This window comes from Spirosoma arboris (assembly GCF_009754945.1).
Classification (GTDB): domain Bacteria; phylum Bacteroidota; class Bacteroidia; order Cytophagales; family Spirosomataceae; genus Spirosoma; species Spirosoma arboris.
Genome location: NZ_WPIN01000002.1, coordinates 625,096 through 638,929 on the forward strand (window position 1 = coordinate 625,096; position 13,834 = coordinate 638,929).

At 45.3% G+C, this 13,834-nt stretch carries 9 protein-coding genes; 4 read left to right on the top strand and 5 right to left on the bottom strand.

The features are described from left to right. The first annotated feature begins 255 nt into the window (after positions 1-255). Entirely contained in the window at positions 256-3,213 is a 2,958-nt protein-coding gene (locus GO755_RS06545; RefSeq protein ID WP_157583918.1) for an FAD-binding and (Fe-S)-binding domain-containing protein, read from the top strand. Positions 3,214-3,317: 104 nt separating this feature from the next. Here GO755_RS06545 and GO755_RS06550 read toward each other — a convergent pair whose 3' ends face one another. Further along, on the bottom strand, positions 3,318-4,691 hold the full coding sequence (locus GO755_RS06550; protein WP_157583919.1) for an APC family permease: 1,374 nt from the start codon (positions 4,689-4,691) through the stop codon (positions 3,318-3,320). 173 nt (positions 4,692-4,864) lie between these two features. Continuing rightward, a complete protein-coding gene (locus GO755_RS06555; RefSeq protein WP_157583920.1) occupies positions 4,865-7,879 on the bottom strand; it encodes a TonB-dependent receptor in 3,015 nt (1,004 codons plus the stop codon). A 221-nt stretch (positions 7,880-8,100) separates the two neighbouring features. On the opposite strand from GO755_RS06555, the gene GO755_RS06560 reads away from it, so the two are divergent. Beyond that, a complete protein-coding gene (locus GO755_RS06560; RefSeq protein ID WP_157583921.1) occupies positions 8,101-9,462 on the top strand; it encodes a Gfo/Idh/MocA family protein in 1,362 nt (453 codons plus the stop codon). Positions 9,463-9,614: 152 nt separating this feature from the next. Next, on the top strand, positions 9,615-10,796 hold the full coding sequence (locus tag GO755_RS06565) for an acyltransferase family protein (protein WP_157583922.1): 1,182 nt from the start codon (positions 9,615-9,617) through the stop codon (positions 10,794-10,796). Between the two features lie 28 nt (positions 10,797-10,824). On the opposite strand, the gene GO755_RS06570 is transcribed toward GO755_RS06565, so the two are convergent. Further along, positions 10,825-11,838: an FAD:protein FMN transferase gene (locus tag GO755_RS06570; protein WP_227686875.1), complete on the bottom strand. Its 1,014-nt coding sequence runs from the start codon at positions 11,836-11,838 to the stop codon at positions 10,825-10,827. 39 nt (positions 11,839-11,877) lie between these two features. Between GO755_RS06570 and GO755_RS06575 the strand changes: the two genes are divergently transcribed. Further along, positions 11,878-12,081: a hypothetical protein gene (locus GO755_RS06575; RefSeq protein WP_157583923.1), complete on the top strand. Its 204-nt coding sequence runs from the start codon at positions 11,878-11,880 to the stop codon at positions 12,079-12,081. Between the two features lie 6 nt (positions 12,082-12,087). Here the strand turns inward: GO755_RS06575 and GO755_RS06580 are convergent, their stop codons facing one another. Further along, a complete protein-coding gene (locus GO755_RS06580) occupies positions 12,088-12,657 on the bottom strand; it encodes a Uma2 family endonuclease (protein WP_157583924.1) in 570 nt (189 codons plus the stop codon). Positions 12,658-12,741: 84 nt separating this feature from the next. Next, positions 12,742-13,821 carry a chorismate synthase gene (aroC, locus tag GO755_RS06585; RefSeq protein ID WP_157583925.1) on the bottom strand — a complete coding sequence of 360 codons (1,080 nt, stop codon included), beginning with the start codon at positions 13,819-13,821 and terminating at the stop codon, positions 12,742-12,744. Between the last annotated feature and the right edge of the window lie 13 nt (positions 13,822-13,834).

The following is a 13,834-nucleotide window of genomic DNA, read 5'->3' on the forward strand; positions in this document are numbered from 1 at the left end:
ACATCAAAATTGTATCATAATAATTGTTAAATAACTCCAATAAAATTAAATTATTTCAATAACTATAATTTATTAATGATTTAATTAGCCTATCCATCAACGACTTAACAACTAATTATCAAAACTAAAACTATAAATTTTCCAATAAATTATCGTCATTATTTTTTACAGGTGCAGCAAAAAAAATGTAGTATTTCCACTTAATTTTGCCTAAGTTTTTTTGACTGACGATATATAAGCAGTCTATACGCTTTTATGAGTGTGGAATCTCTCAAAAATTTAGCAAGCCAACTAACTGGCGATCTCTTCGATGATTTTACGCAACGGACTTTATACGCAACAGATGCATCTGCGTATCGGGAAATGCCAACTGCCGTTGCTGTGCCTAAAACGATTGATGATCTCAAGGTTCTAATCGCCTATGCGAACCAGCATAAAACGCCCTTAATTCCTCGCACCGCCGGAACATCCCTGGCTGGTCAGGTTGTGGGTAGTGGTATAGTAGTTGATGTATCGAAACACTTTACAAAAATTCTGGAAATCAATCCTGAAGAGCGTTGGGTACGCGTGCAACCTGGCGTTATTCGGGATGAGCTAAATCAGTTCCTGAAGCCTTATGGGCTGTATTTCGGGCCAGAAACCTCGACAGCTAATCGAGCTATGATTGGTGGCATGGTTGGCAATAATTCCTGTGGCTCCAATTCAGTGGTATATCGATCTACTCGTGAACATACGCTGTCGGTAAAAGCATTATTGGCTGATGGATCTGAGGCTGAATTCGGTCCTACCACTACCTGGGAATTAACAAAGCAGGTGAGCGAAGCTAGCCGCCAGAACGGCTCCGCTACGCGGCTGAGCAAAATTCTACTTAAGACAAATTCGATTCTATCAGACACGGCTAACCAGGAAGAGATTCGACGAAATTTCCCTAAGAAAACCATTGAGCGTCGTAACACTGGTTATGCACTGGATACGCTACTCGACATGGAGCCCTTTACAGTTGGAGGAGAGTCGTTTAATCTGGCTAAATTCATTGCCGGTTCCGAAGGAACTCTTTGCTTCTTAACTGAAATTAAGCTGAATGTAGTGCCTTTACCACCCAAAGAAAGTGGCCTTGTCTGTGTGCATTGTCACTCTATCGACGAAGCGTTGCGGGCCACTTTGGTCGCTTTACAGTATAAGCCCTATGCTGTTGAATTAATCGACGATATTATTCTGGAACGGGCTGATACAAATCCTGAACAGCGCAAAAACAGCTTCTTTGTTCAAAAAACGCCAACCGATCATTTCCCAATTATTCTCGTCGTTGATCTTTCACGCGACACAAGAACCGAAATTGAGGAACTGGCCGCGTCGATGGAATCCGATATGCGGGCGGCAGGAATGGGCTATCATTTTCCGCTTCTGTTTGGCGAGGACACAAAAAAAATCTGGACTCTGCGCAAAGCGGGTTTGGGCTTATTAGGCAACCTTCCGGGCGATGCAAAAGCTGTGGCCGTCATTGAAGATACAACCGTCGACGTTGCTGATCTGCCCGACTATATTCGTGATTTCAATGAAATTCTGGCAAAGCACAACATGCATGCGGTGCATTATGCCCACGCCGGTTCAGGGGAGTTGCACTTGCGACCTATTATCAATCTCAAAACAGAAGAAGGACATCGTCAATACCGGATGATTGCCGAAGAGATTGCAACGCTCGTAAAGAAATACGATGGTTCTCTCTCGGGAGAGCATGGTGATGGTCGTTTACGGGGAGAGTTTATTCCACAAATGGTGGGCGCGCATAACTATGAGTTGATGCGCGAGCTTAAACATACCTGGGACCCAGAAGGCATTTTCAACCCCGGCAAAATTGTTGAAACGCCCCCAATGGACACGTTCCTTCGGTACGAAGCGGGTCAGCAAACACCGAATTTTCAAACCTATTTTCGGTATAAGGATCAAAATGTGCTTCAGCATGCCGAGCAGTGTAATGGCTCAGGCGACTGTCGCAAAACACAAGCTTCAGGCGGAACCATGTGTCCGAGTTACATGGCTACTCGAAATGAAAAAGATACGACACGGGCACGGGCGAACATTCTTCGTGAAATGCTGACGCATTCTACCAAGGAGAATCGGTTCGATCATAAAGAAATTAAAGAGGTTTATGACCTGTGCTTATCTTGCAAAGGCTGCAAAAATGAGTGTCCGTCGAATGTAGATGTAGCCAAGCTAAAAGCGGAGTTTCTGCAGCATTATTATGACACGAACGGTATCCCTATACGTTCGCGATTAATTGCCAATTTTGCCCGGCTTTCAAACCTGGCCTCATTTGTTCCCTGGGCCTGGAATGGAGTTTTAGGGACACCATCACTTCGGAGAATTGCGAACAAAGTCGTTGGTTTTCACCCAGATCGGACAATGCCGCTGATGGGTGATACAACTTTGAAACGCTGGGTTAATGGTAGGGAGCAGAGAGCGAGGAGCAGAGAGCAGGGAGCCCGGCAGCTTTACCTTTTTTGTGATGAGTTTACGAATTACAATGACGTTGAAGTTGGCCAGAAAGCAGTTCAATTATTTGAACGTTTGGGTTATGAAGTAATTATTCCCGAACATGGCGAAAGCGGACGGGCAGCTCTTTCAAAAGGAATGCTGAAATATGCCAAAACGCTGGCGGAGAAGAACATACACTTATTGAAAGATGTAATAACGGCAGAAATGCCTTTAGTAGGCCTGGAGCCTTCTGCTATTCTGACGTTCCGTGACGAGTATCCTGATCTAGTCGATGAATCACTGATAGTAGCTGCCAAAAATCTGGCCCAAAACACGTTAACATTCGAAGAATTCGTAGCTCGTGAAGTAGATGCCGGACGCATTCGAACTGACCAGTTTACCGACGAAAAACGGCTTATTAAACTGCATGGCCATTGCCAGCAAAAAGCAGTATCATCATTAGTTCCCGGTAAGAAATCACTCTCTCTACCCAAGAACTATACAGTTCAATTGATTCCGTCGGGCTGCTGTGGAATGGCGGGCTCATTCGGTTACGAAGCGGAACATTATGAAGTCTCGATGAAGGTTGGTGAGCTAGTGTTATTTCCAACGGTTCGTCAGCAACCAGATGATGTCATTATAGCTGCACCGGGAACTTCCTGCCGGCATCAGATTAAAGATGGCACTAGTCGCAAAGCCAAACATCCGGCAGAGATTTTACTTGAAGCACTAAAGTAAAACCTCTCATTGATTATCAACATAAATCCGGCAATAATAGCTTTCTGATGAAAGCTATTATTGCCGGATTTATCCATTATTGTTTAGTTCAACTCGATTCACGATCACTCGCTAAACGGCCATTGCTTTCGCACACCTGATGAAATCAGAAATGTGACGATGCCTACCCCGATAACAGTTAAGCCAGACAACATAAATGTCAATCCCGTTGAAAAGAAGATAAAAAGCCAGATACCTATAGCAAGCAGCACTGGCAATGGATATAACGGCATTCGGAAGGGAAATTCAACCGCAATCTGTCGGCGATGAAGCAAGAGCAAACCAATGGCTTGCCCAACAAACTGCACAACGATTCGCATCGCCAGAATAGCTGTAATCACATCACCCAGTCTGAATAACAGGCTGAACAAGAAGCCCAATCCACCTAGAAAAAGTAATGACATGTATGGAAACTGTCGAGTTGGGTGGAGCTTGGCAAAAATTCCAAAAAACTGTCCATCGACAGCAGCAGCATAGGGTACACGGGAATAACCCAACAGTACTGCAAATAGTGACGAAAAAGCTACCAACAGTACTAACACAGTAGCCAATTGGGCAGCACCAGGTCCATAAAGGGTTTCGACAAATGTACTGACGATAAACTCACTGTGCTGGGCGATGTGCCAGGGTACTACACTGACTACGCTCAAGTTCATAAGCAAATACAAGCCGGCAATACCCACAATCGAAATAAACATACTAATGGGGATATTACGGCCAGGGCGCTGAATTTCGCCCCCCAGATGACAAACATTATAGTACCCCAGATAACAGTAAATTGTCTTGACGGATGCCTGACCTAAGCCAGCAGCTAACAGCCCTCCACTAACCGATCCCATTGACTGGAGCGTTTCTGATAAGGGAATTCGTGCGTTACTTAAGCCGCCGATAATAATCCATCCTAAGGTTAGTAGCACTGCTCCCCACATAACCAGCCCAATTTTGCCAATCGAATCGATTTTTCGATACAATAACGCAATGATAATCAGCACAACGCCACCCGAAACAGCTTTGCGCTGCCATTCATCCAATGGCATCAGATAAGAAGCATATTGAGCGAAACCAATGGCGCCAGAAGCAACAACTAATGGGGCCTGAATGAGCGTTTGCCAGACATATAGAAAGGAAAGTAAACGACCCCAGCGCTGCTCGCCATAAGAAATTTTCAGGAAGTTGTAACTCCCCCCCGCCTTTGGGAAAGCAGCTCCTAATTCGGCCCAAACGAATGCATCGATCATCGAGACGACGGCACCCAGTACCCAGGCCCATAAAAAAAGGGGTCCACCCAGCGTTTTGATAACTAATGGCAGCACGACAAATGGTCCAATACCGACCATGTCGATCATATTTAGGGCAGTACCTTGCAGGAGCGTCAGACTACGGGGCAGATCGGACGATGCTGGGTTGGACGGTTGATCAGAAGGTATAGTGTTACTCAATATCGTATTGGATAACAGACTAAGTTAAGAAATGGGTATTCATTTGACAAAGGTTAGAAAAGGCCTAAAAGTTCGATCTTAATCGAACTTATGAAGACAAAAAAGCCCTGTGAGTAATGCCAGGCCAATTACCATGACATTCCCCACAGGGCTTTTGCGACTAGATCTACTACTTAGTTCATCAATTGATCGAACGTAAGGCTAACGTAGTACATGGAGCCAACGCTCGGGTTACCCCACGACTGTGTATAGAGTTTACCCGTTAGATTCGTTCCACCTATTTTCAGGATCGATTTGATTCCCGAAAGCTTTTTGCTAACCTGGGCATCCAGCGTACTATAAGCCGGAATAATGGTTTGTTGACGACCCGTAGCTTCTGCATTGCCAAAACTTGATTCCCACAAAAACGAATCTTGAGCGCGGTAGACAACGTTAAATCCAATTCCTGTTCCTGCTACGTTCCGATTACCGAACGTTATGTTGTAGCGGTATTTAGGTGTGTTAAACTGAGTGATAAAACCCGCCGGAATCTTATCCTGATCAATCAGATAGTTCGACGATACATTAGCGCCAATCATATAGTGTCCGGGTAATACATAATCTAACCCAATGGCCCAACCAGCATTTTTCAACTGTGTTGATGAGTTAACTGGATACGAGTAGACCGTACGGGTGGAGCCGCTGATGAGTTGCAACGTTGATGCTGGATCAGTTAGCAAAACAGGCGATTTACCCTGAACCACAATTTCACTTCCTAAGAAATTCAGGAATCGGTTGTAGTAGTAATAGGCATCAATAAATAGTTTATTGCCTAACAAGCCTTTATAGCCCACTTCGTAGGTCTCTACTCGTTCAGGATCATACCCAGGATTGGCTGATGTTTTCAACAAGCCAAGAGCTTGTGGTAAAGCCGCCGAACCGCCTTGTTGCAAAGCAGCCCCAAAAGCCTGAACGGATTGAAGCGTATAAACAGGGCTGCCCGAAAAATTATATCGCTGTTTAAGAAAAGGCAATCCGCCAATTAAATGATACGAAGGGGTATTTAAATCAATATATTGATCCTGCGTAGTTGGAATTCGGAAACCTCGCTGAAACGATGCCCGGAAGTTATGGACTTTTGCTACTGTCAATACAGCCGAGAAACGAGGACTCACCTGCGCCTTGAAATTCTGGTTCTTATCGTAACGTAATGATCCTGTGAGTTTCAATATGTCGGCCAGTGTTTTTGAGGCCTGGACATAAGCGCCATATTCATCGATAGTGTACTCTTTACCATTTTCGTCACGGGCAAATAATGTGCCTTCCGAGTTCAGTGCATACCGACGGATGTTTCCTCCGACAATCAGCTCAACAGTTTTTGGGGCAATCAGCTTACTGAAGTTATACATGGCCTCTGCATGATAGAGGTTGGTTTTGTCTAGAAACTTTGCCCCTACACCCGTAGCATCACCCGGAATAGGTTTTCCTGATACAGCATCGAATGCTTGCTGAAAAGCCGCCGTACCGGGTATCAATCGCCCCTTATCGGCATCAGCACGTGCTTGATTTAACAAAGTTGTTTGCTGACTGTTGGCATACGCCTGGGCTTGGGCCAATGCGGCTGCAGGAGTTTGTCCAGAACCAAGTGCTGTTAAATACGCCCCCGCGTATCCCTGTAAAGCACCAAGGGCATAATCCTGAAAAAAGGTAGGGAACCATTTGGCCGCGCTACCACTCCAGGCTTCATTTATACCTTGCCCCAATGTTGAGGTTGCATACGCATCGCCCGATCGTTCCTGAGTAGTATAGGCCCGGACAAAGAAATTGGACCCACGTAGTTCAAGTTTGTATTGACCTAGCTTAAAGCCTTTAATGTAATAGCGGTCAGCACCTGTATAAACAGTGGTACCTGTGCCCCAGTTTGCCTGCAAAATGGCTTCTAGATTATCATTCAGTCGATAATGTAAGGCGCCATTCAGCTTCAGGTTGGTCGCATTATATTGTACCAAATCGCCTTCCTGATAGCCCGTCCGTGAAATATTCAGGTTCGGAATAATATTGTTGAAAATCTGCTGCGGTGTCAGGCCGGTAAGTTGTGGTAAGGTTGCGTTCCCTGCCTGAGGAATCGGCGTGGTTGCAATGGCTCCTAAAACGGCAGAGGTACCATTCGCGCCGGTTCCTGGCGTCCCATTACCGTACAAATTCGAGTACAAATTAGCGCTGGCATCACCATAAATATTAATACCATCATAACCAGGGTTATTCGTACGATTACCATTGTCGAGCGTATAGCCATTAGAATAACTTTGGTCGCGATAATCGGTTGCCTGCCAGTCTTTTGCAGACAGATACGAAACTCCAACTTTAAACGCAAACTTGTTATTAAACGCCTTAGCATAGCGAAAAGCCGCATCATAATAAGGCGTTGTTGCCGTAGACCGATTGCTGGCGTTCATGACACCTGCTTTGGCATAAGCACTCAGACCCTGGTACTGAAACGGACTCTTCGAGTTCATTAACAGCAAGCCATTGATGGCATTAGGACCATAAAGCGCCGAAGCAGCCCCCGGCAGTAGCTCAACGCTCTCCAAATCCAATTCTGATACGCCTGCAATATTACCCACTGAGAAGTTCAGCCCTGGCGCCTGGTTGTCCATTCCATCGAGTAATTGAACAACCCGTGTGTTTCCGTTAGCACCAAAGCCCCGCACGTTGACCGATTTGAAGGTTAAACTTTGCGTACTCATGTCTACGCCTTTAATATTCTGTAAGGCGTCGTAAAAGGTAGCCGATGGCGTGGATTGAAACGATCGAATATCTAATCGCTCCACTGATACTGGCGATTTCAGAACGCTTTCTTCTACCCGCGAAGCTGACACAACAACTTCCTGGCCCAGCATGACCTGCTCTTTGAGAGAAACCGCAAGATCGGTACGATCACCAGTAATCGTAAATTCCTGGGTTTGGAAACCAACACCCGTTACGGCAACGACAAAAGGGGTGGGCGTATTCGTCGTCAGGGAGAAATTGCCTTTCTGATCAGTAATTGTGCCAATGACCTTTCCTTTTATAGCAATGCTAATTCCGGCAAGTTCGCCATGTCTAGCATCATCGGTCACTTTTCCAGCAATACGTGTCTGAGCCAATGAAACCATGCTCACTAAGCTGAAAAGTCCGAAAAAGAGTGAATAAGTAATTAGTTTTCTCATAAGAAGATATTAAAAGTGCAGCTATGTAACTCCTAGTTACGTTGGCGTTAAAAATACGGAGAATTCTGAATTTAGTGCAAGTATTTCTTGACATTGATAAATTATATAATCTTGCATTTACATTAGCCAATAACTTGTTTTGAAGGCCAATAGTAAATTCAATGTTAAGCGTTCTTTTTTATCAGACAACTTTCTCAACCGATATTTTTCCTATATAATACATGGCACAAGAATCGAATCAGGATCGCCGGGAGTTTTTAAAAAACTCGGGCTTGCTCACAGGTGGAGCGATATTGAGTAGCCTGCCTTTCGGCGCTAAAGCAGCTGAACGTCCAGCTTCTCGTTTCCACTTTTCGGTGAACGATACTATCAAAGTAGCCCTCATTGGCTGTGGTGGGCGTGGTACGGGTGCCGCTCAACAGGCGCTGAATACGAAGCAAAATATCAAAATCGTAGCGATGGCCGATGCCTTTCGTGATCGACTTGATGATGCCTACAAAGCCCTGACGGAACGTGGCCTGAAAGCAGCCGATGGAACTCCCAAAGTTGACGTGCCAGAAGATCATAAATTCGTCGGTTTTGATGCCTACAAACAGGCTATTGCTTTAGCCGATGTAGTTATCCTGGCTACTCCTCCAGGCTTCCGTCCAAGCCATTTCGAGGAAGCAGTTAGGCAGAACAAACAGGTGTTTATGGAGAAACCCGTAGCCACTGATGCACCAGGCGTTCGTCGGGTATTGGCGGCTGCGGAAGAAGCAAAACGCAAAAAACTGAACGTAGTTGTTGGCTTACAACGGCGATACCAACCTAGCTACCGCGAAATGATTAAGCGCATCCACGACGGTGCCTTGGGTGATATTGTAGGTGGGCAAGTATATTGGGTTAGTGGCGGTGTCTGGCAAAAGCCCCGCAAACCGGGTCAAACCGAAATGGATTACCAGATGCGCAACTGGTATTATTTCAACTGGCTTTGTGGCGACCATATCAATGAACAGCACGTTCACAATATTGATGTAGCGAACTGGGTGAAGAATAGTTATCCAGTTTCCTGCCAGGGAACGGGCGGACGGCAAGTTCGGGTCGGTAAAGATTACGGCGAAATTTTCGATCACCACATCGTTGATTTTGTCTATGCCGATGGTACTACTATAAATAGCCAGTGCCGTCATTACGAAGGTACTTATAGCCGGGTAGATGAAATGTTCCTTGGCACGAAAGGCAAAGTAGAAGGTATGGAAAAGAAAGCTAGTGCATTGATGGGTTATAATGGCCAACCTATTTTTAGCTACAATGCGAAAGCAGATGGCAATCCCTATCAAATTGAACACGACGAATTATTCGAAGCTGTCGCCAAAAACGAATATAAGTTTGCCGACGCCGAGCGAGTTGCCAAAAGCACAATGACTGCTCTTATGGGTCGTATGGCAACTTATTCTGGTAAAGTCGTGAAATGGGATGAAGCACTGAACTCCCAGATTGACCTTTTCCCAGCCACACTAGCCTGGGATGCAATGCCCAAGAGTCTGCCTGATAAAGATGGATGGTATCAGATTGCCGTACCAGGAAAGACGATAGCGGTGTAATTTAGAGATCACTAGACTTTACATTGAAAGGCCGACTGCTATAAATGCAGTCGGCCTTCTTGTTTTATAAACAGTTAACTATTTTTAAAGTTAACGCAACCTAACCAGATGACGCTGCATCTCCCAGATAATCAATTAGTTTTAAAATTATAATGGATACCATTCAGCATCAACGAGAACATTACATCGATTGGATTAGAGTCATTGCGTTTATGATTTTAATTTTCTTCCATTGCTCTATGCCATTTGTTCAGTTTGGCTGGGAAATTAAAAATACAGAACACTCCGTTTTTCTTGACCGACTAATCATTTGGCTTCACCAATGGCGGCTACCTCTATTATTTTTTATTTCCGGAGTCGGGGTTAGTTTTTCGTTACGTAAGCGGTCGGTTCTTTCCTTTTTTGGAGAGCGGGTCATACGCCTATTTATCCCGCTGTTGTTTTCCATGTTTTTTGTTATTCCGCTTCAGGTATATTTTGAACGCTTACAGGAAAAGAAAATCAATGAATCGTACTGGAGTTTTTACCCTACCGTTTGGGAGTTAACGCCTTACCCGGAAGGAACGCTTACCTGGAGCCACTTGTGGTTTGTGGTCTATCTTTTCGTCTTTACTATCTTACTATTACCTGTATTCACTCTGTTCAAAATTCAGGTTCTACAGAAGTGGAAACAAAAAATTAACCCAATTTTCGGGCACCCACTTGCCAACCTTCTGCTAGCTATTCCTTTCATTATATACTATTTCCTATGGTACATCCGATGGCCCGCTCAGGGCGGTTTACTAGACGACTGGTTCCTGTTTAATTCATCAATTACATTTTATTTCATTGGCTATTTCCTGGCGGACTTACCCTCTTTCTGGAAAACCTGTGAAACGTATCGAAACTATTTTCTCGCTGTTACCTTAAGTTGCCTGGCTGTCCTATTCTGGAAGTATTATTGGCCCGTAGAACTGCCAAAACACCAGGATGAGTCTTTGTACGTATATGGCTTTTTCGATGGGTTACACATCTGGGCAATTATCCTGACGATCATTGGTTTTACCCGGCGATACCTGAATTTTTCAACTCCATCGCTCGTGTATTTAACTTCAGCGGTTTACCCATTTTACATTCTACACCAAACCATAATCGTCGCAACAGGCTATTACATTGTCCAATGGCAAAGCCCAATTTGGGTCAAATTGATTACGCTTATTGTCGTTTGCTTTGTCCTGATATTCACCTTATACCATTTCCTGATTCGGCCCTTTATGCTGACACGGATTTTATATGGATTAAAGCCTAAGCAATTGATACCAACCCAACAAGTATCGTATGCAGAACAGGAATAGTAAAGCGTCTTATTTATAGCCTACATTCTTAGAATGAGGCCGACTGCCATTTATGTAGTTGGCCCTGTTTATTTTCCAGAATTAGCAATTTGGTGCCCGGAAACCGCCCGATCAACCGACGACTTTTGTGTAAGCCAGCCACACTGAAAACTTTCGTGAGCGCGTCGGCCTGATAACCGTTAGGAGCCAATACGGTTGAACGTACAAAATGGCGCAGTCCAAGGCCGGAACGTGGATCCATGATGTGTGAGTAACGTTGACCGTGGTATTCCAGAAACCGATAAGTATCTCCAGAAGTCGTGATAGCCGCATTTTTGATCACAACAGTAGTTGTATCTGTGTCACCAGCGCTGCCAGAACCAATGCCTACGCGCCAGCCAGCCAAATTCGGGGGTGGATCTCCGACCAGAATATCACCTCCAATGTCGATTAGAGCGGAGTAAATACCGAAATGATGCAGTACTTGTAAAGCTTCGTCAATAGCAAAGCCCTGCCCAATACCGCCAACATCCAACCGCATCCCAGACTGGCGTAATCGTACCGAGCGAGTTGTACTATCTAAGTCCATTAGTCGATAGCCAACCGATCGCCTGGCACGACGCCGTTCTTTTGCGCCAGGAAATTCTTTCCGACGAACGGCTCTGCGCCAAAGCAGCGACAACGGGCCAAGAGTGGGATCAAATCGACCATCCGAAAGCCGGGCAATCATTTGTGCTTTCTGAAGAACATAGAATAAATCAGTAGATACAGATACCCATATGCCAGACCCGCTAGTTGCCGACAATCGATTGATTTCAGATCCATCCATATAATCGCTCATAATCTGATTCAGCGAATCCATTCGAGCGGATACAGCCGCATAAGCACGCTGAGCCGTTAGGCTGTCGGGTGCGTAGAAAATGACATTAAACTGTGTCCCCATCAACCCACGGTGGTATGAAAAGCGCGTTGATCCGCCAGACTGGGCATAAATAAAAAATGGTAGCAAGTTGATTGCTACCAGATGAAGTAAGGTAAAACGCAGGAACAACTTCGTAGTCAAAAGGCTTTTATACAGTATCTTTATCAAGCTAATTGCGGTATGATCACGATTAAAAACAAATTCATTTTACTTGCTGCCGGTTTCTGGCTAGCAGGTATTGCCCTCCTTCTGGCCGGAGCCTGGGCCAAAAATAATCGTCCTGATATTGCCGGAACTCTGTTAACTATAGGTATTCTGGCTCAGGCGATTGGCTTTGGCTTCCTGGGATTCGCTATCATGCAGGCTGTTTTGAAGAAAAAATGAGCAGCCTTAAGCCCCAAACAAATCGTCAATTACAAATTGAAAATCCGGAACAACTGGGGCAGCTGAGCAAGTATCCTGACCTTTGAAGACTTTAATATCGTCGGGCGAAGTGTAGGCGTATATTTTTCGCTGTTTCGGAGCAATGTACCATACGAGTTGAACACCCGCATCGAAGTAATCCTGAACTTTCTCAAGTACATCATTCTGGGATTCAGAATCGGATAGGATTTCAATAGCCAATGGTGGCATAAAGCGTTTCCCAAATTTTGCTTCCCGAATCTGCTCGTCTGTAAAAATGGCTAAGTCAAGAATCCGTTTGCGAAACGTATCAACATAAGCATCCCCTTCTGATAACATCTCAGCTCCCTGCTGATACAGTTGTGTTTTGGCAAATGCCCGCATCAGAAACCGGGCAATAAATAACTCCTCCTGCTTCATAGGTGGCTTCTTAATAATGCGTCCCCGAACGAACTCGTAGTTGGCATCTGTTTTTTTATGGGCAAGCCACTTCTCGAATTCGGCAACCGTTTGAGGTGCCGACCGGCGTTTTTTGCGGGATGATGTTGCTGCGTCCATGTTTAGCTTTGCTGTTTATCAAAGATACTGATTTAAACCTCGATCAGCTCAACGCGTTCACTTATTGGGCATTACGTGTTATTCCTATAGCCGCGCTGCTTTATCGCGCAGATACATATCGACTAGTACCAATGCAGCCATAGCTTCCACAATCGGGACAGCGCGTGGTACAACGCAAGGATCATGGCGCCCTTTACCAGAAACGGTTACAGGCTGACCATGTATATCCACACTATCCTGATCCTGCATAATAGTCGCTACCGGTTTGAAAGCCGTACGAAAATAAATGTCTTCGCCATTGCTAATCCCCCCCTGAATTCCCCCCGACAGGTTAGTCTTTGTTCGAACCCGCCCGTCTGCATCTGTATAAAATTCGTCGTTATGTTGCGAGCCGTACAGTTCAACTCCCGCAAAGCCACTGCCATACTCAAACCCTTTAACAGCGTTTATACTCAACATAGCCTTGCCTAACTCAGCGTGGAGTTTATCGAAGACAGGTTCACCCCAACCGGCGGGAACGCCCGTTACTACACAATCAACAATGCCTCCAATAGAATCTCCCTGTTTACGGGTTTCATCAATGTATTGAAACATCTGCTCTGCCGTTTCGGGGTCAGGACATCGAACCGCGTTTTCTTCGGCAAGCGCCAGATTAAGTTCCTGGTACGGCTTGTCGAGCTTCAATTTTCCTACTTGCGAGACATAGGCCTGAATCTGAATGCCCTGTTGAGCTAATAGTAATTTAGCAACGGCACCGGCAGCGACACGGGCCGCCGTTTCTCGAGCAGAAGACCGTCCGCCACCCCGATAATCACGGGAACCATATTTGGTCTGATAGGTATAGTCGGCATGAGAGGGTCGAAACTGCTCAGAAATATGGCCATAATCTTTACTGCGCTGATCGGTATTACGGATAAGCAAAGCAATAGGCGTTCCCTGCGTTTTACCCTCAAACACACCCGATAAAACCTCAAACTCATCTGCTTCACGGCGTTGAGTCGTAATGCGCGACTGGCCGGGTTTGCGTCGATCCAGATCGTGCTGAATAAATTCTGTATCAAAGGATAAACCAGCTGGGCACCCATCAATAACTACCCCGATACCTGGCCCGTGGGATTCGCCAAATGTAGAAATCTTAAATAGTATTCCGTAAGTACTGCTCATGCGTGTTAGGTAC